This is a genomic window from Streptomyces sp. ALI-76-A (genome assembly GCF_030287445.1).
Taxonomy (GTDB): domain Bacteria; phylum Actinomycetota; class Actinomycetes; order Streptomycetales; family Streptomycetaceae; genus Streptomyces.
In genome coordinates, this window is record NZ_JASVWB010000002.1 from 4,143,951 (window position 1) to 4,168,823 (window position 24,873).

The 24,873-nt window shown below is 73.5% G+C and carries 21 protein-coding genes; 8 read left to right on the forward strand and 13 right to left on the reverse strand.

Annotated features, from left to right (window positions below; translation table 11 throughout):
* Window positions 1–20: 20 nt before the first annotated feature.
* The gene (locus QQS16_RS19320; protein ID WP_286063085.1) at window positions 21–533 is read right to left on the reverse strand and encodes an EF-hand domain-containing protein; all 513 of its coding nucleotides are present in this window, start codon (window positions 531–533) and stop codon (window positions 21–23) included.
* A 270-nt stretch (window positions 534–803) separates the two neighbouring features.
* Window positions 804–1,184, reverse strand: a complete 381-nt coding sequence (locus tag QQS16_RS19325) for an STAS domain-containing protein (RefSeq protein WP_286063086.1) — start codon at window positions 1,182–1,184, stop codon at window positions 804–806.
* Between the two features lie 407 nt (window positions 1,185–1,591).
* Here QQS16_RS19325 and QQS16_RS19330 point away from each other — a divergent pair, with 407 nt between their 5' ends.
* A complete protein-coding gene (locus tag QQS16_RS19330) occupies window positions 1,592–2,173 on the forward strand; it encodes a sigma-70 family RNA polymerase sigma factor (RefSeq protein WP_286063087.1) in 582 nt (193 codons plus the stop codon).
* Complete coding sequence (locus QQS16_RS19335) at window positions 2,170–3,627, forward strand: maleylpyruvate isomerase N-terminal domain-containing protein (protein WP_286063088.1); 1,458 nt, start codon at window positions 2,170–2,172, stop codon at window positions 3,625–3,627. Before QQS16_RS19330 ends, QQS16_RS19335 begins: the two co-directional genes overlap by 4 nt.
* A 162-nt stretch (window positions 3,628–3,789) precedes the next feature.
* Here the strand turns inward: QQS16_RS19335 and purU are convergent, their stop codons facing one another.
* Together purU and QQS16_RS19345 are read right to left on the reverse strand one after the other, a co-directional pair.
* Window positions 3,790–4,671, reverse strand: coding sequence for a formyltetrahydrofolate deformylase (purU, locus tag QQS16_RS19340; protein ID WP_286063089.1), 882 nt, complete (start codon window positions 4,669–4,671; stop codon window positions 3,790–3,792).
* Window positions 4,672–4,739: 68 nt separating this feature from the next.
* The gene (locus tag QQS16_RS19345) at window positions 4,740–5,240 is read right to left on the reverse strand and encodes an SCO4402 family protein (RefSeq protein ID WP_286063090.1); all 501 of its coding nucleotides are present in this window, start codon (window positions 5,238–5,240) and stop codon (window positions 4,740–4,742) included.
* 117 nt (window positions 5,241–5,357) lie between these two features.
* On the opposite strand from QQS16_RS19345, the gene QQS16_RS19350 reads away from it, so the two are divergent.
* The gene (locus QQS16_RS19350) at window positions 5,358–6,671 is read left to right on the forward strand and encodes an ABC transporter substrate-binding protein (RefSeq protein ID WP_286063091.1); all 1,314 of its coding nucleotides are present in this window, start codon (window positions 5,358–5,360) and stop codon (window positions 6,669–6,671) included.
* 82 nt (window positions 6,672–6,753) lie between these two features.
* Here QQS16_RS19350 and QQS16_RS19355 read toward each other — a convergent pair whose 3' ends face one another.
* The gene (locus tag QQS16_RS19355; protein WP_502963914.1) at window positions 6,754–8,409 is read right to left on the reverse strand and encodes a hypothetical protein; all 1,656 of its coding nucleotides are present in this window, start codon (window positions 8,407–8,409) and stop codon (window positions 6,754–6,756) included.
* 864 nt (window positions 8,410–9,273) lie between these two features.
* Window positions 9,274–10,659 carry an NsdA family TPR-like regulatory protein gene (locus tag QQS16_RS19360; protein WP_286063093.1) on the reverse strand — a complete coding sequence of 462 codons (1,386 nt, stop codon included), beginning with the start codon at window positions 10,657–10,659 and terminating at the stop codon, window positions 9,274–9,276.
* Window positions 10,660–10,987: 328 nt separating this feature from the next.
* On the opposite strand from QQS16_RS19360, the gene QQS16_RS19365 reads away from it, so the two are divergent.
* The 3 genes from QQS16_RS19365 (at window position 10,988) to QQS16_RS19375 (ending at window position 14,156) form a co-directional block, all read left to right on the forward strand.
* The gene (locus tag QQS16_RS19365) at window positions 10,988–11,641 is read left to right on the forward strand and encodes a bifunctional DNA primase/polymerase (RefSeq protein WP_286063094.1); all 654 of its coding nucleotides are present in this window, start codon (window positions 10,988–10,990) and stop codon (window positions 11,639–11,641) included.
* Window positions 11,642–11,751: 110 nt separating this feature from the next.
* Window positions 11,752–12,546, forward strand: a complete 795-nt coding sequence (locus QQS16_RS19370; protein ID WP_286063095.1) for an ABC transporter ATP-binding protein — start codon at window positions 11,752–11,754, stop codon at window positions 12,544–12,546.
* On the forward strand, window positions 12,543–14,156 hold the full coding sequence (locus tag QQS16_RS19375) for a transporter (RefSeq protein WP_286063096.1): 1,614 nt from the start codon (window positions 12,543–12,545) through the stop codon (window positions 14,154–14,156). The genes QQS16_RS19370 and QQS16_RS19375 overlap by 4 nt, the downstream gene beginning before the upstream one ends.
* A gap of 405 nt (window positions 14,157–14,561) precedes the next feature.
* On the opposite strand, the gene QQS16_RS19380 is transcribed toward QQS16_RS19375, so the two are convergent.
* Both QQS16_RS19380 and QQS16_RS19385 read right to left on the reverse strand, forming a co-directional pair.
* Window positions 14,562–15,452, reverse strand: a complete 891-nt coding sequence (locus QQS16_RS19380; protein ID WP_286063097.1) for an alpha/beta fold hydrolase — start codon at window positions 15,450–15,452, stop codon at window positions 14,562–14,564.
* A gap of 658 nt (window positions 15,453–16,110) precedes the next feature.
* Window positions 16,111–16,803 carry an iron-dependent transcriptional repressor DtxR gene (locus tag QQS16_RS19385; protein WP_286063098.1) on the reverse strand — a complete coding sequence of 231 codons (693 nt, stop codon included), beginning with the start codon at window positions 16,801–16,803 and terminating at the stop codon, window positions 16,111–16,113.
* A 224-nt stretch (window positions 16,804–17,027) separates the two neighbouring features.
* On the opposite strand from QQS16_RS19385, the gene QQS16_RS19390 reads away from it, so the two are divergent.
* Window positions 17,028–17,783, forward strand: a complete 756-nt coding sequence (locus QQS16_RS19390) for an SIS domain-containing protein (RefSeq protein ID WP_286063099.1) — start codon at window positions 17,028–17,030, stop codon at window positions 17,781–17,783.
* 155 nt (window positions 17,784–17,938) lie between these two features.
* Here the strand turns inward: QQS16_RS19390 and QQS16_RS19395 are convergent, their stop codons facing one another.
* Both QQS16_RS19395 and QQS16_RS19400 read right to left on the reverse strand, forming a co-directional pair.
* On the reverse strand, window positions 17,939–19,345 hold the full coding sequence (locus QQS16_RS19395) for a PAS domain-containing protein (RefSeq protein ID WP_286063100.1): 1,407 nt from the start codon (window positions 19,343–19,345) through the stop codon (window positions 17,939–17,941).
* A 515-nt stretch (window positions 19,346–19,860) separates the two neighbouring features.
* Window positions 19,861–20,961 carry a citrate synthase 2 gene (locus tag QQS16_RS19400; protein ID WP_286063101.1) on the reverse strand — a complete coding sequence of 367 codons (1,101 nt, stop codon included), beginning with the start codon at window positions 20,959–20,961 and terminating at the stop codon, window positions 19,861–19,863.
* A 248-nt stretch (window positions 20,962–21,209) separates the two neighbouring features.
* Between QQS16_RS19400 and pdxH the strand changes: the two genes are divergently transcribed.
* Window positions 21,210–21,878, forward strand: coding sequence for a pyridoxamine 5'-phosphate oxidase (pdxH, locus tag QQS16_RS19405; RefSeq protein ID WP_286063102.1), 669 nt, complete (start codon window positions 21,210–21,212; stop codon window positions 21,876–21,878).
* An 82-nt stretch (window positions 21,879–21,960) separates the two neighbouring features.
* On the opposite strand, the gene QQS16_RS19410 is transcribed toward pdxH, so the two are convergent.
* Genes QQS16_RS19410 through QQS16_RS19420 form a run of 3 tightly spaced genes read right to left on the reverse strand, consistent with a single transcriptional unit; the run spans window position 21,961 to window position 24,853 of the window.
* Window positions 21,961–22,563, reverse strand: coding sequence for a TetR/AcrR family transcriptional regulator (locus tag QQS16_RS19410; protein ID WP_286063103.1), 603 nt, complete (start codon window positions 22,561–22,563; stop codon window positions 21,961–21,963).
* Window positions 22,551–23,288, reverse strand: a complete 738-nt coding sequence (locus QQS16_RS19415) for an enoyl-CoA hydratase family protein (RefSeq protein ID WP_286063104.1) — start codon at window positions 23,286–23,288, stop codon at window positions 22,551–22,553. The genes QQS16_RS19410 and QQS16_RS19415 overlap by 13 nt, the downstream gene beginning before the upstream one ends.
* Window positions 23,285–24,853 carry a 4-coumarate--CoA ligase family protein gene (locus QQS16_RS19420; RefSeq protein ID WP_286063105.1) on the reverse strand — a complete coding sequence of 523 codons (1,569 nt, stop codon included), beginning with the start codon at window positions 24,851–24,853 and terminating at the stop codon, window positions 23,285–23,287. Before QQS16_RS19420 ends, QQS16_RS19415 begins: the two co-directional genes overlap by 4 nt.
* Window positions 24,854–24,873 lie beyond the last annotated feature (20 nt).

The following is a 24,873-nucleotide window of genomic DNA, read 5'->3' on the forward strand; positions in this document are numbered from 1 at the left end:
GCCCGGCGGCGCCCGCCGCGCTACTCGGGGACCGTGAAGTAGCGGGCGAAGGCGGTGACGACCTCGGTCTCGCCGACCTTGCCGTCCGCGTCCGTGTCCAGGGCGGCGGCGGCCGTCCGCGCGGTCTCCTCGCTCGCGCCGAGGGCCTTCAGCACCCGCACGGTGTCCTCGACGGTGGCCCGGCCGTCCCCGTCGGCGTCCGCGACGGCGAGCGCCGCGTGCAGGAAGGGGCGGGCGATCTCGGCGAACCGGTCCGGATTGTCGCGCAGCCGCTTGAGGGCGCCGTTCACGAACTCCTCGCGGGTGATCCGCTGGTCGCCGTCCCGGTCCGCTATGCCGGCCATGCCCTGCCAGAACGCCTCGGCACCGACGTACAGCGCCTGCCCCTTGTCGGAGCGGGCCGCCGTGCCGAACTCCGCGAGCAGCGCCTTGGCCGCCACGTTGAAGTCGGCGCGGTCGATGTAGCCGTTGCCGTCCTGGTCGAAGGTGGCGAACCGGGCGGCGATCCTGTGCTCGTACTCGCTGCTGACCATGTGTGTTTCGGACCGCCTTACGTCACGTCGGGTGCATCTGGCACGGAGCGTACGACGAGAACGCCCCGCGCTGCGCGCGAAAGTGGCGCTCGCGCCGAGACCGGGGGCATTTCGGGACAACGGTGTGGCGGAGCCGTGATCTGCGCCGCCGTCTCGCGAAGCGGGGCGATGGTCCCGCGCGCACGAGGACGCCCGGCAGGACCGGGCCGGGGACGGCCGCCCGGCCGGGAAACGGGCCGGGCCGGGAGCGGCCGAGGGGCCTCGCCGGCGTCACGCCGACAGCGGGTCCGCGCCCTCCCGCACCGCGGAGTCCACGTCGGGATGGACGTCGAACAGGCGGCGCACGCCCAGCGCGCCGAGGACCCGGTTCACGTGGGAGCCGTCCTCCGCGCCCCGGGCCGGGAGGATCAGGCGCAGGCGGCCCTGGCACGAACTCATCAGGCGGCGGGAGGAGATGAGGACGCCGACCCCGCTGGAGTCGCAGAAGAAAACGTCGGAGAGGTCGAGAACAAGACTGTGGTGCCCCTCGGCCACCACGTCGTGCACCCGCTGGCGCAGTACCGGCGAGGTCACCAAATCCAGCTCTCCCGACACCCGGAGCACGGCCCACCCACCCTGCCCACCGCCGGTCACATTGAACGCCACCACCATGCCCTTCGTTCGCCGGAAAGCAAACGGAAGCTGTCCCTACGCTTCCTTGCAGCGTGGCTGCCCAGCGGCCGTTCCCTGAAACACGGGCACAGAAACGGAAACCGGCCCGAAAAGGCTTGTTCTAGTCACCTTCGATCCTGTTCGATCGTTTCTGGTCACCGAGTCCAGGGGAAAGCGAAGGTTCACGGCGAAGGTTCACGGCGAAGGCCCACTACCACCTGCGGCTCCTCGGGGGGCGCGCATTGCGACAAAGGGGCGTGCGCTGTCGGAGGTGCCGACTACATTCGAGGAGACGGTGGGCGCAGGCTTGACAGGAACAGGAACAGGAACAGGAACAGGGACAGGGACAGACAGGCACCGGGGCCGGGACGTGAGCGGCCAGGACACGAGCAGGGTGAGGGGGTCGCATGGCGAAGAAGGACGCACCGCCCCGTTGGGACCGCAAGATGCAGCAGCGGCTGGCCCGCGGTGAGGCAGCCGCCCTCGGCGAGCTCTACGACCGGTTCGCCTCGCTCGTGCACGGACTCGCGCACCGCGTGCTCGACGACGAACGCGCCGCCGACCGCATCACCCGTGAGGTCTTCACCCACGTCTGGGAACACCCGGACTCCTACGACCCCAAGCAGGGTCCCCTGCGCTCCTGGGTCGCCTCCCTGACCCACCGCCTCGCCGTGCAGCGGCTGCGCGCCACCGAGACCGCCGCGCTGCCCCAGGAGGGCCACAACGGCACCGAGGAGCTGGAGCGCAAGGTCCGCCACGCCTCGGTCGCCGCCCGCGCCGACTACATCGTCCAGTCGATGCCCGCCCCGCTGCGCGCCGCCCTGGAGCTGGCCTACTTCCAGCGCCGCGACTACCGCCAGACCGCCGCCGACCTCGGCGTCACCGAGGACGAGGCCCGCCGCCGCCTGCGCCTCGGCCTGCAACTGCTGTCCACGGCCCACGACACCGCCGCGCCCGGAGCCCCGCCCGGCTACGGAGGTGCGGCGTGAGTGGCGCGGGCGGGTTCGAGGCGTACGACGAGCACGACAGAGACCAGGAGAAGGACGGGCGGGAAGGCCGGGGAGAACGGGGAGAACGGGGAGAAGAGGCAGGTCAGGGCGGACCGGGCGGGTACGGGGACGCCAACGGCCCCGACGGCCCCGACGGTCAGGGCGAACCGGACGGCCCGGGACACGGCGACGGCGGCGACGGCCCCACAGACGGTCCTGGGCCCGGCCCCACGCCCGGCCCCCAGCCCTGTATCCCGATGCCCCGCTCCTCCGTCGAGGACACGGGACGGGCCCTGCCCGCCCTGGAGGAGCTGGGTGATCTCGCACCCCCGCCGGCCCCGCTGGTCCTGGAGCACCACGTCCTGAAGGCGCTCCTCGGGGCGTGGGCGCTGGCCGCCTGCTCGCCGGAGGAGACGGCGGCCGTCGAGGAACACCTCGGCGACTGCGGATCCTGCGCGGACGAGGCGCTGCGGCTGCGCGGGGCGGTCGGCCTGCTGCACCGCCCGGAGAGCCTGGACCTGGACCCCGGCCTGCGCACCCGCGTCCTGGGGAGCTGCCTGGACCGGCGCCCGCCGCGCATCCCGGTGCCCGAGTGGGCGGCGCCGTACGACGCCGAGACCGCCCGTCTGGACGCCCTGCTCCAGGACATCGGCGACGCCGAGTGGCACGCGCCCGTGCGGCTGCGCTGGTTCGAGGACGACAGCGCGACGAGCCGCCGGACCACGGTCGCCGGGGTGATCGCGCACCTGCTGACGGTCGACGGCCTGGTCGCGGTCGCGCTCGGCCTCGACGACCCGCTGGGCGACGTCGACGCCCGGGCCCCGACGCCGGCCGCGCGCACCGAGGCGTACTGGCGGGCCTCGCACTTCCCGCCCACCCGAGCCGTGCGGGCACCCTGGCGGGAGCAGAGCCACGACCTGGTGCGCACGGTGTCGTTCACCGGCGGCGGCGCCGGGAAGCCGGCCGTCCCGTACGGCGACTTCGAGCTGCCGCTGCACGACGCGATGCTGGACCGGGCCTTCGAGTGCTGGGTGCACGCGGAGGACATCGCGGAGGCGGTGGACTACCCGTACGACCCGCCCTCGCCGCGCCATCTCCACCGCATGATCGATCTCGCGGCCCGCCTGCTGCCCGGCGTGCTGGCGGCACGGCGGCGGACGGGGCTCGCCGCACCGGCCCCCGGACGCCACCTCGTCCCGGCCGGTGAGCCGGGCCGCAGTCTGCGGCTGGAGATCGAGGGCCTGGGCGGCGGCGACTGGCTGGTCCCCCTGGACTCCCCCGCGGCGGTGGGCTCCGCCGCGCACGAGGTGGCGCATGTCGCCCTGGACGGCGTGGAGTTCTGCCGCCTGGCCGCGGGCCACCTGTCCCCGACGGAGGCGGCGGCCGGCCAGGACGGCGATCGGAAGGCGATCATGGACGTGCTGTTCGCGGCGGCGTCACTGAGCCGGATGTAGCGGTTCCCCGCGCCCCTCGACGTGCGTCCAGCGAGCCGACTTCAGGGGCGCGGGGAACCGCGCGACCAGCCGCCGCCCTCCCGCGGCCGCCCACCCACCCGTACCCCCGGTTGCCTGGGCGCCCACGCACTCACGCACCCACGCACCCACGCACCCACGCGCCTACGCGAACACCACCGTCCGCCGCCCGTTCAGCAGAATCCTCCGCTCCGCGTGCCACTTCACGGCCCGCGCCAGCGCCTGGCACTCCACGTCCCGCCCGATCGCGACGAGCTGGTCCGGCGTCACGCCGTGGCCCACCCGCTCGACCTCCTGCTCGATGATCGGCCCCTCGTCGAGGTCGGCGGTGACATAGTGCGCGGTCGCGCCGATCAGCTTCACCCCGCGTGCGTGCGCCTGGTGATACGGCTTCGCGCCCTTGAAGCTCGGCAGGAAGGAGTGGTGGATGTTGATGATCCGCCCGCTGAGCTGCTTGCACAGGTCGTCGGAGAGCACCTGCATGTAGCGGGCGAGCACGACCAGTTCGACGTCCAGCTCGCGCACCAGCTCCAGCAGCCGCGCCTCGGCCTGCGGCTTGGTGTCCTTCGTCACCGGAAGGTGGTGGAAGGGAATGTCGTACGACGCCACGAGCTCGGCGAAGTCGGTGTGGTTGGACACCACTGCGGCGATCTCCACCGGCAGCGCGCCGATGCTGGCGCGGAACAGCAGGTCGTTCAGACAGTGGCCGAACCTGCTGACCATGAGGACGATGCGCATCTTCTCGTCGGCCCGGTTGATCTGCCAGTCCATGTGGAAGGCGTCACCGATCGCCGCGAAGCTGGCCCGCAGCTTGTCCACGGTCACCGGAGCGTCCCCGGAGAAGTGGACCCGCATGAAGAACAGTCCGGTGTCGTGATCGCCGAACTGCTGGCTGTCCTCGATGTTGCAGCCGGTCATGAACAGGTAGCTGGACACGGCGTGCACGATGCCCTGCTTGTCGGGGCAGGAGAGCGTGAGGACGTACTGGTCGGCGGGGACGGCGGCTCGGGCGGACTGGTCATTCATGCAGGACAGGGTCCCATATCCGGGGCCCGTGCCGCCCGGCCGTCTCGCTCTCCAGACGCCGTGCGGCCCTAGGCGGACCGGGTCATGATGTGCAGCACCTCGAGGGTGCGCGGCGGCGCGTCCGGGTCCTCCCCGTCGGCCGTCGCCATCCGCACGTGCGCGTCCCGTGCCGCCCGGACCGCGTCCGGCCAGCCGGAGTGGTCGACGTACGCGGAGACCGGGGCGTCGGGCCCGACCTGGTGCATGATCCGCAGCACCCGCAGGACGGCGGTGTCGACGAGGGCGGCCTCCTGGGAGTCCCGGAAGATCGTGCCGACGTACTTCTCGGCGGACCAGTTGTCCAGCCAGGTGTCCTCGACCAGGCGGTACACGGCGTCGGTGACGTCTCCGTACCCCTCGACCCCGGCCAGCCAGACGTCCCGCTGGAACGCCGGGTCGGAGAGCATGTGCAGCGCGGAGCGCACATTGGTGCGCCAGCGCCACCACGGCATGTCAGTGAGGGGCATACCGCCCATGGTGGATGAGCGACGCCCGCGACGGGAAGAGTTCTCCGAACCTTGCACGGTCATCGATCGTACGTTCCCCTTCTCGGAGGCGTCACCACCCCCCGCTGTTCACCCTTACGTCACCCGCCGACAACCGAGGGTCACAGTCAGGTTGGTGATGTGACGGAAGCGTGTGTGCCCATGACCGGCAGGCGACGCTTCCGCAGCACCTTCCGCAGCACCTTCCTCCCCACCTTCACCCAGCCCGTCAGAGCGAGAGCCGTCACGGCGGGGGCGCTGGTGGCGTCTGTGTGGCTCACCGCCGGATGCGGGGTCGTCCCCGGCGCCACGGGGGGCTCCGGGGACGGCCCGATCAAGGTCATGACCTGGGCGCCGGAGAACACCAACGCGACGAACAAGCCGGGCATGCCCGCCTTCGCGAAGGCCTACGCCCGCTGGATCAACGCCAAGGGCGGCCTCAACGGCCGTGACATCACCGTCCTGACCTGCAACGACCACAACGACAGTCTGGCCGCGGCGAAGTGCGCCCAGCGCGCGGTCGACGAGGACGTCGTCGCGGTCGTCGGCTCCTACAGCCAGTACGCCGACGCCTTCCTGCCTCCCCTGGAGGGCGCGGGCATCCCGTACATCGGCGGCTACGGCGTCACCACCGCCGAGTTCACCAGTCCGCTGTCCTACCCGGTCAACGGCGGGCAGCCCACTCTGCTGGCCGGGCTCGGCCGGGCGCTCACCGACTGCGGGCCCGTCGCGCTGATCCGGCCCGACAACATCGCGGGCGACGAACTGCCCACCCTGCTCAACTCCGGGCTGACGGCCGGCGGACACCCGGTCAGCCACGACGTCCTGGCGGCGGAGGACGCCACCGAGTACTCCGGGCAGGCCGGACAGGCACTCGCGAAGACCACCACCGACCCGGTGAGGAAGGGCTGCGTGGTGCCCGCGCTCGGCGACCGCACCGGCACCTTCATGGACTCCTTCCGCCGCGTCCGCGAGGACTACCCCGACGTGCGGACCGCCATGGTGCTCGGCAACGTCGACCAGACGGAGATCAACGCCTCCGGCGGGCGGTCCGGTCCGTACGAGGGCTCGTACATCACCGGCTGGTACCCGGTGGAGACGGACCCGCGCTGGAAGCCGATGAAGAAGGTCATCAGCGAGCAGGCCTTCGGCGACAACCGCATCGACGCCGCGGACACGGGCGTGCAGACCACGTACATCGCGTACACCGTCTTCACGCAGGTCGCCGAGTCGCTGAACGGCGAGGTGTCTCCCGACGCCCTGCGGGGCGTCCTGGACGACGGGTTGAAGGTCACCACGGGCGGACTGACCCCGACCCTCCGGTGGGACTTCCAGGGACCGCTCGCCGCCGTCGGCTTCCCGCGCCTGGCCAACACCGACGTGTCCCTCCAGGTCGTCCGGAAGGGCCGGCTGGTGCTGGCCGAGAAGGAGTTCACCGACGTCAGGGAGACACTGAAGAACGCCGAGCTGGACTGAGGGACCGGACCAGACCGGACCGGACCGGAGGGGACCGGCGGGCCGGCGGGCCGGTCCCCTCAGCGGACGGGGATCACGGGGATCACAGCTGGGTCGGCCGGCGCTCGGTCAGACCGTACGACTTCGCGATGGCGTTCCACAGCTTGGCCGCCTTGACCTTCTCGGTGCTGGCGGTACCGCTCGCCCGGTTGCCGGCCGCGGTCTGGTCGGTGGTGCGGGCCTGGCCCTTCCGGCAGCCCTTCTTGCCGGCCGTCTGGTCCGCCCAGGCCGCGTAGTGGTTGTCCGCCGACGCGGACGCCTGCCAGGCCTTCTTCAGGGCGTCGGTCAGCGCCGCGTTGTCGGGCAGCTTGTCGACCGGGAGTTCGGCGAGCCGGGTCACCAGGCCGGTGCGCTGCTGGGCCGCGCCCCGCAGGTCCTTGGCCGCCTGGGCCAGGTTGTCGCAGGACTTCACGTCCTCCACCGCGTTGATCACGGTCGTCCGGCTGTTGCCGCTGTCCGCGAGCAGCTTGTCCAGGGCGACGGCCTGCTGCTCGGCCGGATCGGCGGACGGCGAGGCGGAACCGTCGGTGGCGGGGGCCGTCGCGGAGACCGGCTGGTTCGGGGTCTCGCCCTTGTCGTCGCTCCCGCCGTCGGCGAGCAGCGCGCCCGCGCCGATGCCGAGGACGGCGATACCGATGCCGACGGCGGCTATCAACGGCACCCGGGATCCGCTGCGACCGCCCCGGCCGCCACCGCGAGGACCGTCCTCGTCGTCGTACGCGCCGTGCCGCCCGCCGCCCGCGCCCGGCGGGGCGTACGACGGCTGCGCGGACTGCCCGTACGGCGGCCGGCCGCCGGGCCCCGCCTCGGGCTGCTGGACGCGGGGCAGCTGCTGGGTCGCCCCGGCCGGGCCCCGGCCGGGGTCCGCGCCGCCGCGGAAGAGGTTGTCGAACTCTGCGGGCGGCTGGCGGTCCCCGCCCTGCGGGTCGCCGTAGGGCGCCGCACCGGACTGCTGTCCGGGCACGGGCGCGATGTACTGCGTGGCCTCCGCGTCGGCGCCGGCGGCGGGCGGCAGAGGCCCCGCTCCGCCCGGCCGGGAGCCGCCCCGCGGCCCGCGGCCCAGCACCCGGGTGGACTCGGCGGGCGACTCGGCCCCCGCCTCGGGCGGCAGCGCCCCGGGCCCGACGGGCGGGAGGAACTGGGTGGCGCCTTCGTCCGGCGACGCGGCGGCCTGCCCCGGATACGGGCCCGCCCCGCCCGGCCCGGCACCGGGAGGAACCGGCGGGAGGAACTGGGTGGCACCCTCGTCCGGCGACGCGGCGGCCTGCCCCGGATACGAGCCCGCCCCGCCCGGCCCGGCACCGGGAGGAACCGGCGGGAGGAACTGGGTGGCACCCTCGTCCGGCGACGCGGCGGCCTGCCCCGGATACGAGCCCGCCCCGCCCGGCCCGGCACCGGGAGGGACCGGCGGGAGGAACTGGGTGGCGCCTTCGTCGGCGGGCGGAAGGGGAGCGCCGCCGGGGGTGCCGTGCCCGGTGCCGGGGGCGTACCCGTCGGCGGGAGGCAGGGGCGCGCCTCCGGCGGCGGGGCCGTACGCGCCGCCCTGGTGCGAGGAGGCCTCCGGGGCACCCTGGCCGACGGGAGGCAGGTAGTAGGAGGTCGGCGGGTCGGTGTGGTGCCCCGTGGGCTGCGGCGAGGCACCGGCCGGGCCGTAGGCGCCGGCGCCGTGCCCCGGCGCGTGCCCGGACTCCGGAGGCAGGGACGCGGACGGTGTCCCGCCGGGTGCCTGAGGTGTGCCCCAGGACTGCGCGGGCGGAGCCGACCAGCCCTGTTCCGGCTGCTGGGTCCGCTCCGGCTGCTGGGCCTGATGCCGCTCCGGGGCCCACGGCGTGCCCCAGGCCTGCCCGCCGGCCGGCGCCGAGCCCGGCCCGGAGGCCGCCTGACCGGACGTCTGCCCTTGCGCCGGGCCGTAGGCCGTTGCCCGCGCCGCCTCGCCGTAGGCGGGCCCGGACTCCTGGCCGGACTCGCGGGGGCCGTACCCCTGACCGGACTCCTGGCCGGACTCGTGGGGGCCGTACCCCTGACCGGACCCCTGGCCGTACGCCGGCCCGGACTCCTGGCCGGACTCCTGGGAGACGTACCCCTGACCGGACTCCTGGCCGTACCCCGGCCCGGGCGCCGCGCCGGGGCCCTGGTCGCCGTACGCCCCGCCCGGTCCCTGTCCGTACGCGGCGCCGGGCGCCGGTGCCGGAGCGGGGCGGCCGGGGCGGCCGTCGCCGTATCCGCCTGTCATGCCCGGCAGCAGGGGTTCCCCACCGTCGGAGGGCAGCACGATGCCTTCGCGCGCTTCGCGCGCTGAGGGCTCCTCGCCCTGTCCACTCTGCGTCACCGGGACTCCTACGAATGGGGGACTGTCGGAATCGTCGGCTCACGCTACCGGGTCCCCGAAGCCGCGTGCTACGCAGCTCAGGCCGTGACCCGCGTCCCTGTGACCGCCGTAACAGCCCACCGCCGGATTCCGGCGGTCACGGGGCGGAACCGCGCCCCCATCCGCTGTATATGGCCCCTTTCCTCACCCCCGCCTTCGTTCACCGTCCGTTCATGCCCGCGGAGGGCGGACATCTCAGGCCGCCGCCTGGAGCTCCATCCGGGCGCCGAACTCCCTTACCACGGGCTCGTCCTGGAACGGCTCCAGCCGCTGCTGGAAGTCGTCCAGGTACTCGGCGCCCCGGTTGGAGCGGAGCGTCTCCAGCAACTCCACCGCCTTGAGGCCGGTGTTGCAGGCCTGCTCCACCTCCCGCTGCTGGACCTGCGCGGTGGCGAGCAGCACATAGCCGATCGCCCTGCGGCGGGCCCGCGACTCGGGATGCCCGGCCAGGGACTCCCGCGCGCACCGCGCCGCCGCCTCGGCCTGCCCGAGGTCGCGGTGGCAGTGCGCCAACTCGTCGGCCAGGTACGCCTCGTCGAAGTGCGCGATCCACGCCGGGTCGTCCCCCGAGTCCGGGTCCGCCGACTCCAGCGCGCGCACCGCGCGTCCGGACGCCGCCTGGGCGGCCCGCGCGTCGCCCATCAGGGCGTGCCCGCGTGCCTCGGCGGCGGCGAACATCGCCTCCGCGCGCGGCGTGACGCGCCCGCGCGCCCCCTCCTGCGCCGCCCGCGCCAACTGCGCGATCTCGCGCGGGTTTCCGAGCTGCGCGGCGAGGTGGCTCATGGACGCGGCGAGGACGTACCCGCCGTAGCCGCGGTCGCCCGCCGCCTGCGCGAGCCGCAGCGCCTGGATGTAGTACCGCTGGGCGAGGCCGGGTTGGCCGGTGTCGACGGCCATGTAGCCCGCCAGTTCGGTCAGCCGGGCCACCGCGGCGAACAGGTCACGGCCCACCGCCTCCCGGTACGAGCCCGCCAGCAGCCCGGAGACCACGCTGTTGAGGTAGTGCACGACGACCGGGCGCACATGCCCGCTGCCGTACTGGTGGTCCAGGTCGACCAGCGCCTGCGTCATCGCCCTGACCGCCGCCACGTCGGACGGTCCCACCCGGGGTCCGGCCGAGCGCGCGACCTGCGCGTCGGCCGCGGAGATCAGCCAGTCGCGGCTGGGCTCGACCAGCGCGGACGCGGCGACGGACGAACCGGACAGGAAGTCCCGGCGGCCCACGTCACTGCGCCACAGCTCACACACCTGCTCGATGGCCCCCAGTACCGTCGGCGAGAACTGGAGCCCGACGCCCGAGGCGAGGTTCTTGCCGTTGGCCATGCCGATCTCGTCGATCGTGACCGTACGGCCGAGCTTGCGGCCGAGGGCCTCCGCGATGATCGCCGGAGCGCGTCCGCGTGGCTGCTGCCCGCGCAGCCAGCGCGCCACGGACGTCTTGTCGTACCGCAGATCGAGGCCGTGCTCGGCGCCGCACATGTTGACCCGGCGGGCGAGCCCGGCGTTCGAGCAGCCCGCTTCCTGGATGAGCGCCTGCAGCCGTTCGTTCGGCTGCCGCGCGACGAGAGGCCTTGCGGCCATGGCGTACCCCCTGTGGCTGCGGTGCCTGCCCACGCACCGAGTTGACGTGTCTTCCACGGACGGACTTCCCGGACTAGCCGGAACGACAGGAACGGAAGATCCGGCCGTGAAGATCAATGCCCCGCTCCCACGGCGAAAATGCGAGGCTTGTGAGGATTGCCGGGGTAAAGGCGATTGCCGCCCCCCACACCTGGTTACCCGGCCCACGCTCCGATCCCTCCCGCGCGCCCCCACCCATGCATCCATGCGCCCCAGATGCGGAATCGATGCTCCTCCCCCGCGCGCGCTACAGCCGTAACCCGAGGTGGGCGCGGGAGTTGAGAGGAGCGTGGAAGAGACGATCGCGGGCACCGAAGCCGCTCAGATTCCGAAGCAGCGCGGGGAATCGTTGCTGGAGACAGCCGCACGCTACGCCGAGGAGCGCCACTGGGACGTCTTTCCCGGGACCTGGCTGGACGCGGTCGACGGGGTGCAACGCTGCTCGTGCGGCGACGCCGCGTGCGCCGTACCCGGCGCGCATCCGGCGCGCGTGGACTGGGAGTCGCAGGCGACCGGCAGCGCGACCGTGGCACGCCGGATGTGGCAGAAGCAGCCGACGGCGTCGATCCTGCTGCCCACCGGCCGTACGTTCGACGCCGTCTCCGTGCCGGAGACGGCCGGGTTCCTCGCGCTGGCGCGGATGGAGCGGATGGAGCTGACGCTGGGTCCGGTGACCCTGACGCCGGACCGGCGGATGCAGTTCTTCGTGCTGCCGGGCGCGTCGGTGAAGGTGCCGGACCTCGTGCGCAAGCTGGGCTGGTCCCCTTCGTCGCTGGACCTCGTCGCGCTGGGCGAGGGGTCCTACGTGGCCGGGCCGCCCACGCGGTTCGGGTCCTCGGGCGCCGTGCAGTGGGCGTGCCGGCCGACGCCGGCGAACCGGTGGCTGCCGGACGTGGAGGAGCTGATCTCGCCGCTCGCCTACGCCTGCGGGCGGGACCGGTAGCGCCTTGTGCCCCGCCTCGTGCCCTTTGTCGGCGCCCGCGGGCCGGCCGGGGCCGTTCGCGCGGTTCCCCCACGTCCCTGAGGTGTGCCCCCTGACCGTAGGGTTCTGGCATGACGTCGGGAGCAGTGGTGGGGACAGCCGCCGTACGCGTACAGGGGCTCTGGAAGCGGTTCGGGCAGCAGGTGGCCGTGGCCGGGATCGATCTGGACCTGCCCGCGGGGAAGTTCATCGGGCTCGTCGGGCCGAACGGGGCGGGCAAGACCACCACGCTGTCGATGGTGACCGGGCTGCTCCGGCCCGACCAGGGGTCGGTGGAGATCGTCGGGCACGACGTGTGGCGGGACCCGGTCGAGGTGAAGGCCCGGATCGGGGTGCTGCCGGAGGGGCTGCGGCTGTTCGAACGGCTGTCGGGACGTGAACTGCTCTCCTACTCCGGCCGGTTGCGCGGGCTGCCCGGCGCCGAGGTCGACAAGCGGACCACCCAGCTCCTCGACGTCCTGGACCTGGCCGGGGCCCAGCACAAGCTCGTCGTCGACTACTCGACCGGCATGCGCAAGAAGATCGGGCTCGCGGCCGCGCTCCTCCACAACCCCGAAGTGCTCTTCCTCGACGAGCCGTTCGAGGGCGTCGACCCGGTGTCGGCCCAGACCATCCGTGGCGTCCTGGAGCGCTACACCGCCTCCGGCGCCACCGTCGTCTTCTCCTCCCATGTGATGGAGCTGGTCGAGTCGCTGTGCGACTGGGTGGCCGTCATGGCCGCCGGCCGCATCCGCGCCCAGGGGACGCTGGCGGAAGTGCGCGGCGACGCGCCCTCGTTGCAGCGGGCGTTCCTCGAACTCGTCGGCGCGGGCGGCCGGGACGCCGGTTCCGACCTGGACTGGCTGGGCGGCGGAGCGGCCCGGTGAGCGCCGACAGCACCCCCGCCCCGGCGGCGGACATCACGCCCGTCGTCGTACGGCTGAAGCTGTCCCTGCTGCGGAACGGGCTCAAGCAGTCCGCCGGGCGGCGGGCCGCCTACATCGGTTCGGCCGTCGCCGTGCTGCTCTTCTCCGTGGTGCAGCTGATCGGCCTGATCGCCCTGCGCGGACACGCCCACGCCGCCTCCCTGGTCGTGCTGCTGGTGGCGGTGCTGGCGGCCGGCTGGGCGGTGATGCCGCTGTTCTTCCCCGGCGGCGACGAGACCCTCGACCCGACCCGGCTGGTGATGCTCCCGCTGCGGCCCCGCCCGCTGGTCCGGGCGCTGCTGGTGTCCTCCCTCATCGGCATCGGACCGCTGTTCACGCTGTGCATGCTCGTCGGTTCCGTGGTGTCGGTCGCGCACGGGGGTGCGGCGTACGTCGTCGGCGTCGTCGGTGTCGTGCTCGCGCTGCTGGTCTGCGTGGCCCTCGCGCGGGCCGTCGCGGTCGCCAACATCCGGCTGCTGACCAGCCGCAAGGGTCGGGACCTGGCGGTGCTCAGCGGACTGGTCGTCGCGGTCGGCGCGCAGGTCGTGAACTTCGGCGCGCAGCGGCTGGGGTCGGGTGGGCTGGCGCAGCTCGACGGGCCGGCCGACGTCCTCAAGTGGCTGCCGCCCGCCTCGGCGATCGGCGCGGCGGACTCCGCGAGCGAGGGGGCGTACGGCGTCGCCGTCCTGCAACTCGCCCTGACCGCCGCCGCCCTGGCGGGACTGCTCGCCCTGTGGTCGAAGCATCTGACCCGGCTGATGACCGCGCCGGACGGCTCCACCCTTCAGGCCGCCGACTCGCGGACCCGTGAGCGGAACTCGGCGGGCCTGTCCCGTCTGCTGCCGGCCGGCCGCACCGGCACCGTCATGGAGCGCAGCCTGCGCTACGTGTGGCGCGACCCCAAGACCAAGGCGGCCTGGGTGACCTCCCTCGCCATCGGTCTGATCGTGCCCGTGTTCAACGCCCTCCAGGGCACCGGCTCGATCTACTTCGCCTGCTTCGCCGCCGGGATGCTCGGCGTGCAGATGTACAACCAGTTCGGGCAGGACACGTCCGCGTTCTGGCTCGTCGCGATGACGATCTCGTCGACCCGGGACGCGTACGTCGAGCTGCGCGCGCGGGCCCTCGCCCTGCTGGTGATCACCCTGCCGTACGCCACCCTCGTGACCGTCCTGACGACGGCGCTGCTGGGGGACTGGCCGAAGCTGCCCGAGGTGCTCGGGCTGTCCTTCGCGCTGCTCGGGGCGATGCTGGCGACCGGGGCGTGGACGTCGGCGCGCTTCCCGTACTCCATCCCGCAGGAGGGCTACAAGAACGTGGCCCCCGGTCAGTCCGGGCTCGCCTTCATGGCCATCCTGGGCGGCATGGTCGCGGCGGCCCTGCTGTGCGCCCCCGTCATCGCCGGGACGATCTGGCTGAACATCAGCGACGGCGGCGACGAGTGGAGCTGGCTGCTGCTGCCGGTGGGGGCGGTCTACGGCACGGCGATCACCGTGGGAGGCCTGCGCCTGGCGGCCCCGCGGACGGCCCGGCAGCTGCCGGAGATCCTGGTGGCGGTCAGCAAGGGGTGAATCCCGGGGCGGGGCTCTTGGGGGCCTGGACCTGGTGAGGCTCCTGGGACCCGCTTCGGCGGCCGCGGGAGCAGGGGGTCGGCGGGGCGGCGCCTCGGCCGGCCGGTCACCGCGGCGGTCCGAGGTCGTGACCTCGTCCGGTACGGGCTCGGCGGCCCGGTGCGACCGCCTGGCCGGCGGCGGTCCCGAGCGGGTGGGCGGCTCGCGGTGGGCGCCCCGCTCGTGAGGGCGGGTGGCCGGGTGCGCCGCCCCGGGGCGGGGCCGCCCGCCCGGGGCGACCGTGCGACGGTGTTCCCGGCGTCGGCGGGGTCGTGGTCGCCGGGGCCGGGGCCGTCCGTGCTGCCCGGCCGGGGCATGGACAGGGGAGGCGGCGCGAACGCCGGACATCGGCTCCGGCGGGCCGCGTCAGCTCTTGAGGTCCGTGAGGACGCCGTCCAGGAAGGGCTCCACGGCGCTCCGCCAGGCGTCCGGCTGGTCGTAGTGCACGAGGTGGCCGGCTTCCGCGACTTCCGCGTACTCGCCCCGGGGCAGGACGCGGACCATCTCCTGCGCCTCGGCGCGGCCCAGTTCGCCGTCCAGGCCGCGGACCACGAGGGTGGGGCACCGGACCTGGGTGAGCTCCTCCCAGTGGGCGTCGTAGACCCAGGTCTCGCGGGACTCCAGCATCTGCTCCGGATCGAAGACCGGGCGCCAGCCGTCGGGGGACTCGTGCATGACCTCGGCGTAGAACTCGCCGCGGGCCGGGTTCGGGCGCTCCACCCAGGGGTCGTCCTCGCCGAACCACTTGCGTACGTCGGCGAGGGTGGCGAAGGGGACGGGCCAGGCCTTGAACCAGTCCTCCCACTCGCGCTGCGAGGCGGCGCCGAGCGCGGAGGCCCGCATGTCGCAGATGATCACCCCGCGGACCAGGTCGGGGCGCTTGGCGGCGAGCTGCCAGGCGGTCAGGGCACCCATGGCGTGACCGACGAGGACGGCCGGGCCGAGGCCCAGTTGCTCGAGGGCGGCCTCGGCGTCCTCGACGTAGGCCTCGCGGGTGTAGGCGGCTCGCGGGGGCTTGTCGCTCTGCCCGTGGCCGCGCTGGTCGAGGGCCACGGCGCGGTGCCGTTCGGAGAGCCAGCGGGCGGTGGACGCCCAGTGGGAGGCGCGACCCATCAGCCCGTGCAATAAGAGCACCCCCGGGCCCCGCTCGGGCTCTCCCGGACCGTCCTTGCCCGGGTCGGTCTTGGGAGGGTCGCCGAACTCCCAGGCCGCGAGGCGTACGCCGCCCGCTCCGATCACGTCGATACGCCGCGCCATAGGTCCTGGCACCCCCCTAGCTCCGCTCGGACCGCTCGCCTCCGCTCGAGGCGGGCGGTCCTGTGAACCGCGTCCTGCCTGTCGTGTCCGTCGTTCCTGTCCACACCCCTGAAGCGCGGATTCCACGCGATGCGTCACCGCAGACTATCGAATACCCATTCGAAGATGGCGTTCTGGCCGACAACACCCCTCGTTCGAGTGACCTCGCCCGAGGAATGATCGCCGCCGCCGAGGGGAGACCTTCAGCGGGAGGCGGACCGCTCGGGGACATCGGTCCGCAGGGGATGACCCTGAGAGCTCGGGGCTCCGGGTCAGCACAGGGGAGGACAGGCCCCGGCGCCACACGGCGCCGGGGCCCTCTCCCTGTTCACGGCGCATCGTCCCCGCCCCCTCCCCGGCCGGGCGGCATCGCTGCCGGCCGGCGCGCCAAGAGCCCCTCAGGTCATATGCCTCACGCGACAGCCTTGCATGCGAAGCGTCCGGGCGCTGCGATTAAGCGTACTGAATCTCGGATTCGACGAGATCGCCGTGAGGCCACAACTGCCTCCTCGTTCCCATGAGTTGACTGCCGGTCGGTGCGACAGCGCAGGTCGCGCGGCCGGTGCCCCGACCCCGGCACGCGGCGCCCCGCACGCGGTTCCGGCGCCCTGCGCCCGGCTCAGCGCTTGGCGACGAACACGTGCGAGGCCACGTCCGACTCCAGTTCGGCCGCCTCGCCTCCGCTGCCCACCAGCACACCGCCCGCCGACTCGGTCACACTCACCACCGAACCCGGCTGCACGCCCGCCCGGCGCAGCGTGTACATCAGCTGGGCGTCCGTCTGGATCGGCTCCCCGATCCGGCGCACCACGACCGTCTTGCCCTCCAGTCCGGGGTCGAGGTCGGCGAGCGACACCATGCCCTCGTCCAGGAAGGGGTCGGCGCCGTCCTTCTCGCCGAGCTCCTCCAGGCCGGGGATCGGGTTGCCGTACGGCGACTCGGTGGGGTGCCGGAGCAGTTCCAGCACGCGCCGCTCGACGGCCTCGCTCATCACGTGCTCCCAGCGACACGCCTCGGCGTGCACCTGCTCCCATTCCAGACCGATCACGTCGACGAGCAGACACTCGGCGAGGCGGTGCTTGCGCATCACGCGGGTGGCCAGCCGGCGGCCCTCGTCGGTGAACTCCAGGTGGCGGTCGGTGGCCACGGACACGAGTCCGTCGCGCTCCATCCGCGCCACCGTCTGGCTGACGGTCGGCCCGCTCTGGTCGAGTCGCTCGGCGATCCGGGCGCGCATGGGGACCACACCTTCCTCCTCCAGCTCGAGGATGGTGCGGAGATACATCTCCGTGGTGTCGATCAGTCCGGACATACGTGCCCCTTGATGAGATCCGCCGGAAGCACGACAGCATCCGGCTCGTGCGCTGGCCCTGGACTCAATTCTGCCGGATACCACGGACAACCGTGCCGCGCCGTTGAAACCAAGAGGTTACGCGGGGGCTCTACGGCCGTATTGACATCCCGCTGGTCCAGACCGCACCGTGATCCGCGGCACAGACCTCACCTCGACCTCTCTGACGCTCCGAAGGGGCCCGCATGAGCGACGGCACGCTGTCCGGCCAGTTCCTCGACGCCGCGATCGGCCTGTTGCGGCGGGTGCGGGACGAGGAGGCCGGGTCCGTCGAGGCGGCCGGGAATGTGCTCGCGGACACCGTGGTCCGCGGCGGCCGGCTGTTCGCCTTCGGCGCCGGTCACTCCTCGCTCGCCGCGCAGGACGTCGTCTACCGCGCGGGCGGACTCGCCCTGATGAACCTGCTGGCCGTCCCCGGCGCCGTCGGCGTCGACGTGATGCCGGCCACCCTCGGCTCGGCCCTGGAACGCGTCGACGGCCTCGCGAGCGCCGTCGTCGACTGCTCACCGCTGCGCGCGGGCGACGCCCTCGTGATCATCTCCCTCTCCGGCCGCAACGCGCTGCCCGTGGAGATGGCCCAGCACGCCCGCTCCCTGGGCGTGCGGGTCATCGGCGTGACCTCGGTGGCGTACGCCTCGGAGACGACGTCCCGGCATGTCTCCGGCACGTTCCTGAAGGACCACTGCGACGTCGTCCTCGACTCGAAGATCGCGGTCGGCGACGCGGAACTGGCCCTCGACACCGTGCCGGCGCCGTTCGCCCCCGCCTCCACGGTCGTCACGGCGGCCCTCCTCCAGGCCGTCATGGCCACCGCCGCCGGGGCGCTGGCCGCCCGGGGCGTGGAGCCGCCGCTGCTGCGCTCGGGGAACGTCGACGGAGGCCACGAGTGGAACAGGCAGGTCTTCGACAAGTACGGCGACCGCATCTTCTACCGCCGCTGAACCCACCAGCGGTCCTCGCCCCCGCCGCCCCTTCCCGTCCCCGACCTTCCGGGGCTCCGCCGCGGGCCCCGCTCCTCAAACGCCGGAGGGGCTGATGTCGGGGGTCTGGGGGCGGCGGGGCCGAGAACCCGGGTCGTCGGCGCGGGGGGCCGCTCCTACGCGCGCCCCAGCGTCTCGCCCAGGTCGAGGGCTCCGGCGATGCGCACGGCCACGTCCTCCGCGTACATAGCGTCGCCCCGCTCGAACCGGCTGCGTCCGGCTCCGCGCAGAAACGTCACGACGCCCAGCGTCCGCCCCCGGCTGCGCAGCACCGCGCACAGGGCGTGCACCGCGTCCGGCGGCCACTGCCGGGCCAGGGCCCACTCCCGCGCCTCCTCCGCCGGAACGGCCCCCGCGCCGGCCCGCACCGAGCCGATCCGCTCCACGCACTGCAACGCCGGGTGGCCCTCCGCGTACCGCACCGGCAGGCCCGCCTCTCCGGTCAGCAGGCTCGGGCCGGGCGCGCCGGAGGGTGTCGCGGCGAGCCGTACCAGCCGCGGCGGCCCCGCCGTCTCCCCGTCGGCCGTCGCGCCGCCCGCGACCCGGTCGATCAGCGCGTGGTCGGCGAAGCCGGCGAGGGCGAAGTCCAGGTGGACGGCGGCCGCCTCCTGCGGGTCCTCGCACTCGGCGGCGGCCCGCGCGGCCCGGTGCAGCTGGTTGGTGCGGAACCGGAGCAGCGACGCCTCCTGCTCGGCCCGCTTGCCCTCGGTGACGTCCTGGAAGAGCCAGCCCACGCCCAGCGGCACGGGCTCCTCCGCGAGCGGCGAGGCGAGCCGGACGAACCCGCAGCGCCAGCAGCGCCGCTTCTCGCCCTCCGGGGTCCGCACACTCACCCAGATCTCGGCGGGCGCGGGCGGCGCGCCCTCGGCCAGCACATGGGTGAGCGCGCTCTCCAGTTCCTCCACGCCCTGCGCGAGCAGCTCGCCGAGGGGCCGCCCCAGCGCGGACGTGCGCCCGATGCCGAGCGCGCGGGCCGCGTGCGCGTTGACCACGGCGGGCCGCAGATCGACGTCGACGAGCACGACACCCCAGCTCGCGTCCTCGAACAGCGCCTCGCTCAGGGCGATGGACCGCTCCAGGTCGATCTGCGTGTGGACCTCGCTGAACGCGCAGTACACGCCGGCCGGTTTCCCGTCGGGCCCGCGCACGGCCGCCGACTGGGTCCGCACGAGCACCCGCCCGCCGTCCTTGGTCAGCAGGGCGAACTCGTGGACCTGGCGGCCGGGGGCGTGCATCACGGACAGCAGCCGGCCCTCGACCTCCTCGGCGTCGGCGCTGCGCACCGCCCACCCGGCGAAGCCGTGCCGTCCCACGGCCTCGTCCGCGGTCCAGCCGAGGATCCGCTCCGCCTCACGGTTCCAGTGGGTCACCACCCCGTCCGCGTCGAAGGCGCACAGGGCGGCGTCCATTCCGTCGAGGAGCGCGGCCAGCAGATCCGAGCCGTCCGAGCCCTCCGGACCGTCCCGCTCGGGCTCGTCCGGCCCGATCTCGTCGGTGGCCCCATAACGCCGGGAAGCACTCACCTGGACCCCCTGCAGGCTGCCGCGTCCGCGCGTACCGCACGTCGGTTCGCTCACTCACAATCATTCAACTCGAACGTGACGCAGGACACACCGGGTTCCCACAAGATGAAGAAAATCGTTGAGGGCCGGAAACGCTCCGTCGCACCACTCCTACCCCGTGAACGGCTCCCGTCGCAGGTCGATCCCCAGGCCGGTCCGCGGGCCGGTCCACCCCGGTCAGACATCCCGGAAAAACGGTTGATCCGGGCCCGGGCGGTTCCTAGGGTGTGGTTCACGCAGGAAAGGAGGTGATCGGGTACATGAGTGAAACCCGGACGCGCGAGGTGGCTGCGGGCTGAGCGGCCCGTCACCACACCGAGTGCGGTGCCGGACCAGCGTGTGCGAGATACACGCGGCCGGCCCAATCCCGACGCAGTCACCCGACCCGCGAGCTCGCCGGTACGTCCGGCCGGCTTCTCCGCCGTGAGGCGGGGAGACCCGAGCTCGCGGGTCGTCTGCGTGCGGTCCCGGCCGGCTCAGCCGGTGATGTCGCCGTACCCCTCGATCTCCCGCGGATCGCGCGACCCCGGGCCGGTGTAGCGGGCCGACGGGCGGACCAGGCGGCCGGTGCGCTTCTGCTCCAGGATGTGGGCCGACCAGCCCGCGGTACGGGCGCAGGTGAACATCGAGGTGAACATGTGGGCCGGGACCCCGGCGAAGTCCAGGACGATGGCGGCCCAGAACTCGACGTTGGTCGCGAGGACGCGGTCGGGGCGGCGGGCGTGGAGTTCCGCGAGGGCGGCCTTCTCCAGGGCCTCGGCGATCTCGAAACGGGGCGCGCCCAGTTCGCGGGCGGTGCGGCGCAGCACCCGCGCGCGCGGGTCCTCGGCGCGGTAGACGCGGTGGCCGAAGCCCATGAGGCGTTCGCCCTTGTCGAGGGCCTGCTTGACGTAGGCCTCGGCGTCGCCCGTCCGCTCGATCTCCTCGATCATCCCGAGCACGCGGGAGGGGGCGCCGCCGTGCAGCGGGCCGGACATCGCTCCCACGGCGCCCGACAGCGCGGCCGCCACGTCCGCGCCCGTGGACGCGATCACCCGTGCCGTGAAGGTGGACGCGTTCATGCCGTGCTCGGCCGCCGAGGTCCAGTACGCGTCCACGGCCGCCACGTGCTTGGGGTCGGGCTCGCCCCGCCAGCGGATCATGAAGCGTTCGACGACGGACTGCGCCTTGTCGATCTCCCGCTGCGGGACCATGGGCAGGCCCTGGCCGCGGGCGGACTGGGCGACGTAGGACAGGGCCATGACGGCGGCGCGGGCGAGGTCGGCGCGGGCCTGGGCGGCGTCGATGTCCAGCAGCGGCCGCAGGCCCCACACGGGCGCCAGCATGGCGAGCGCGGACTGCACGTCGACCCGGATGTCCCCGGAGTGGACCGGGATCGGGAACGGTTCCGCGGGCGGCAGGCCGGGGTTGAAGGCGCCGTCGACGAGCAGGCCCCAGACGTTGCCGAAGGAGACGTGACCGACCAGGTCCTCGATGTCGACGCCCCGGTACCGCAGGGCGCCGCCCTCCTTGTCCGGTTCGGCGATCTCCGTCTCGAACGCGACGACTCCCTCTAGTCCGGGTACGAAGTCGGACATCAGGCGGCTCCTCGTGATGTGTACGACGTGATGTGTACGACGATGCGCACGACGGGTGGCGCCGACGGACCCACGGTCGAGTGCGGGGACTCGCGGTCCTGGCGGTCACCCCGGTCGTGCCCCGTACGGCCGACGGTCACCCACCGGGACGGAACAGCACCATATCCCTGAGTGCCACCTTTGGGGAGTGGTCGCGGCACTCAGTGCCATCCCCGGTCGCCGTGGTGGCGATACGGCAGGATGACCATGTGAACGCCGCAGACGCCGTCTCCCCCGATCCCGCCTCCATGCGCAAGCAGTACCGGGCGCAGGGGCTCGCCGAGACCGACCTGGCCGCCACGCCGGTCGAGCAGTTCGCGCGCTGGTTCCGGCAGGCCGCGACGGAGGGCCGCCTGTTCGAGCCGAACGCCATGGTCGTGTCCACGGCGGACGCGGAGGGCCGGCCCAGCTCCCGGACCGTGCTGCTGAAGCACTTCGACGAGCGGGGCTTCGTCTTCTACACCAACTACGACTCCCGCAAGGCCCGCGACCTGGCGGAGAACCCGTACGTCTGTCTCCTGTTCCCCTGGCATCCGATGGCCCGCCAGGTCATCGTCACGGGCGTCGCCCGGCGCACCGGACGCGACGAGACCGCCGCGTACTTCCGCACCCGCCCGCACGGCTCCCAGCTCGGCGCGTGGGCGAGCGCGCAGTCCTCGGTGATCACGGGCCGCGACGGCCTGGACGCGTCGTACGCGGAGCTGACCGCCCGCTACCCGGAGGGCGAACAGGTGCCGGTGCCACCGCACTGGGGCGGCTTCCGGGTGGCCCCGCGCTCGGTGGAGTTCTGGCAGGGCCGGGAGAACCGCCTCCACGACCGCCTGCGCTACGTCGCGGAGACGGACGGAAGCTGGCGGGTGGAGCGGCTCAGTCCGTGACGCGGGCGGTGCCGGTCGGAGCCGGTGCGTTGTTTCGCCCCGGCGCCCCTGCCCGACGTGGTGGGCGGCGCTGTCGGTGTGCTCAGGTCAGGGTGTCGTCCAGGAGCTGTGCCCATTGGGCCACCACGCGCTCCCGGCGGCCGGTGTCGTCCGTGAGGAGGTTGGCCAGGCCCAGGCCGCGGGCCATGTCCAGCAGGCCCTGGACCGTTTCGCGGACGCCGGGGCGGGACTCGTCGGCGCCGAGGAGTTCCACGGCGATGCGGTGGGTCTCGCGGCCGACGCGGGCCTCCAGTTCGGTCACCCGGGGGCGCAGCTGTGGCTCGTTGGAGGCGGCGACCCACAGGTGGAGGGCGGCGCGGAACAGGGGGCCGGTGTAGAGGTCGACCAGGGCGGACACGACCGCGCGGCGGTCGCCCGCCGCGCCCTCGGGGAAGAGGGCGCGCAGGGCCGTGGAGCGTTCCTCCGCCACGTACTCGACCGCCGCCGTGAAGAGGTCCTCGCGGGTCGGGAAGTGGTGCTGGGCGGCGCCGCGGGAGACGCCGGCGCGTTCGGCGACGACGGCGACCGTGGAGCCCGCCCAGCCGTGTGCGGCGAGGCAGGCCACGGCGGCTTCCAGGAGCCGCTGCCGGGTGGCCCGGCTGCGGTCCTGCTTGGGCGCACGGTCGACCGTGTTCACAGCACCCATGGCGGATCCCGTCGTTCGAGGAAGGCCGTCATGCCCTCGCGGGCGTCGGCGGAGGCGAACAGCCGGGCCGAGAGCGCGGTCAGCTCGGCCGCGTCCCGGTCGAAGGCTTCCAGCACCCTAGCCGTGAGCAGCCGTTTCGTCTCCGCCAGGCCCTGCGGGGAGGAGCGGCGCAGACCGTCGAGGACGGGTGCGAGGACGTCGTCGACGTCGTCCCCCGCCACCGTCAGCAGGCCGATCCGGGCCGCCTCGGCCGCGTCGAAGCGTTCGCCGGTGAGGTAGTAGCGGGCCAGGGCGCGCGGGTCGGCGCGGGGGATCACCGGCAGCGAGATGACCGCGGGCGCCACTCCGATGCGGACCTCCGTGAAGGCGAAGGTCGACGTGGTGGAGGCGGCGGCCAGGTCGCAGGCGGCCAGCAGGCCGAGGCCGCCCGCGCGGACGTGGCCGGTGACCCGGGCCAGCACCGGTCGGGGCAGCTCCACGATCCGCCGCAGCAGGCCGGTCAGCGCGTCCGGGTGCGGGGGATCGCGCAGGTCGGCGCCCGCGCTGAAGGTGGTGCCGGTGTGGGTGAGGACGACGGCGCGTACGCCGGTGTCCTCGGCGCAGTCGGCCAGCGCGCCGGCGAGTTCCCCCACGAGGGCCGCCGAGAGCGCGTTGCGGTTGTGCGGGGAGTCCAGGGTGAGGGTCTCGACGCCCCGCGCGCGCGTGCGGCCCACCAGGACCGTCATGCGCGCTCCCGGAGCCGGCGGCGCAGGATCTTGCCGGAGGCGGCCCTGGGCACCCCGTCGATGAAGGTGACGTGGCGGACGCGCTTGTAGGGGGCGACCCGTTCGGCGACGTACATCATCACCTCTCCTTCGGAGAGGCCGGTCGCGGTGGGCTGGCGGACCACGTACGCGTGCGGGATCTCGTTGCCGTCCTCGTTGTAGACGCCGATGACGGCCGCGTCGGCGATGCCGGGATGGGTGAGCAGGAGGGCCTCCAGTTCGGCGGGGGCCACCTGGAAGCCCTTGTACTTGATGAGCTCCTTCACCCGGTCGACGACGAACAGCCAGCCGTCGGCGTCGGCGTGGCCGACGTCCCCGGTGTGCAGCCAGCCGTCGGCGTCGATCATCGCGGCGGTGTCGTCGGGGCGGCCCAGGTAGCCCTTCATGACCTGGGGGCCGCGGATGAGGATCTCGCCGGCCTCGCCGGTACCGAGGTCCTTGCCGGGGTCGTCGAGGGACACGATCCGCATCTCGGTGCCGGCGATGAGCTTGCCGACGGTCCCGGCGGGCGCCTCGCGCATGGCGTCCAGGGGGACGACGTGGGTGCCCGGGGACAGTTCCGTCATGCCGTACGCCTGACCGACGGGCGGCAGGCCGAGCCGCTGCGAGCAGGCGGCGGCGAGCCGGGCGTCCAGGGGTGCGGCGGCGCTGATGACGTACCGCAGGGAGGAGAGGTCGTACTGGGCGACCGCGGGGTGCTTGGCGAGGGCCAGGACGATCGGCGGGGCGACGTACAGGCCGGTGATGCGGTGGTTCTGGATGGCCGCGAGAAACGTCTCCAGGTCGAAGCGGGGCAGGACGACGACGGTGGCGCCGTTGCGCAGGGGCCCGTTCATGAGCGCGGTCAGACCGTAGATGTGGAAGAACGGGAGCACCGCGAGGATGCGGTCGCCGGGCCCTGCCGACATGGCGGGTTCGAGCTGGGCGAGGTTGGTGGCGATCTGGCGGTGCGTGAGCATCACGCCCTTGGGGACGCCGGTGGTGCCCGAGGAGTACGGCAGGGCGGCCACGTCCGCCACCGGATCGATCGCGACCCGCGGTTCCGGCGCGGTCGAGGCCAGCATGTCGATGAGCGAGCGGTGCCCGCCGGCGCTGTCGCAGACGAAGATCTCCTGGACGCCACCGGCGAGTTCGGCGGCCCGGCGGGCGGTCCCCAGCAGCGGTGACACCGTGACGATCCAGCGGGCGGCGGAGTCGGTGAGCTGCTTGGCGAACTCCTCCGGCGTGGCGAGCGGATGCACGGTCGTGACGGAGGCGCCCGCGCGCGTGGCGGCGTAGAACGCGGTCGGGTAGGCGACCGTGTTGGGGCTGTGCAGCGCGAGGACGTCCCCCTTGCGCACGCCCGCCTCGGCGAGGGCGGCGGCGATCCGGCGGTGGAAGCGGTCCAGCTGGTCGTAGGTGAGGGTGGTGCCGTCGGTGCCGTCGATCAGGGCGGGGGCGTCACCGAACTCGGCCGCGCGGCCCAGCACCGCGTCGTGGATGGGCAGGTCCACGGGCGGGACGTCTGCGTACTCGCTGCGGAACATGGTTCCTCCTCGCGCGACAC

Coding starts and splice junctions, on each gene's coding strand:
- QQS16_RS19420 (WP_286063105.1), bottom strand. CDS start 24,853: ATGTTCCGCAGCGAGTACGCAGACGTCCCGCCCGTGGACCTGCCCATC.
- QQS16_RS19350 (WP_286063091.1), top strand. CDS start 5,358: ATGACCGGCAGGCGACGCTTCCGCAGCACCTTCCGCAGCACCTTCCTC.
- QQS16_RS19325 (WP_286063086.1), bottom strand. CDS start 1,184: ATGGTGGTGGCGTTCAATGTGACCGGCGGTGGGCAGGGTGGGTGGGCC.
- QQS16_RS19370 (WP_286063095.1), top strand. CDS start 11,752: ATGACGTCGGGAGCAGTGGTGGGGACAGCCGCCGTACGCGTACAGGGG.
- QQS16_RS19400 (WP_286063101.1), bottom strand. CDS start 20,961: ATGTCCGACTTCGTACCCGGACTAGAGGGAGTCGTCGCGTTCGAGACG.
- QQS16_RS19390 (WP_286063099.1), top strand. CDS start 17,028: ATGAGCGACGGCACGCTGTCCGGCCAGTTCCTCGACGCCGCGATCGGC.
- QQS16_RS19345 (WP_286063090.1), bottom strand. CDS start 5,240: ATGACCGTGCAAGGTTCGGAGAACTCTTCCCGTCGCGGGCGTCGCTCA.
- QQS16_RS19385 (WP_286063098.1), bottom strand. CDS start 16,803: ATGTCCGGACTGATCGACACCACGGAGATGTATCTCCGCACCATCCTC.
- QQS16_RS19320 (WP_286063085.1), bottom strand. CDS start 533: ATGGTCAGCAGCGAGTACGAGCACAGGATCGCCGCCCGGTTCGCCACC.
- QQS16_RS19415 (WP_286063104.1), bottom strand. CDS start 23,288: ATGACGGTCCTGGTGGGCCGCACGCGCGCGCGGGGCGTCGAGACCCTC.
- QQS16_RS19330 (WP_286063087.1), top strand. CDS start 1,592: ATGGCGAAGAAGGACGCACCGCCCCGTTGGGACCGCAAGATGCAGCAG.
- QQS16_RS19360 (WP_286063093.1), bottom strand. CDS start 10,659: ATGGCCGCAAGGCCTCTCGTCGCGCGGCAGCCGAACGAACGGCTGCAG.
- QQS16_RS19380 (WP_286063097.1), bottom strand. CDS start 15,452: ATGGCGCGGCGTATCGACGTGATCGGAGCGGGCGGCGTACGCCTCGCG.
- QQS16_RS19410 (WP_286063103.1), bottom strand. CDS start 22,563: ATGGGTGCTGTGAACACGGTCGACCGTGCGCCCAAGCAGGACCGCAGC.
- purU (WP_286063089.1), bottom strand. CDS start 4,671: ATGAATGACCAGTCCGCCCGAGCCGCCGTCCCCGCCGACCAGTACGTC.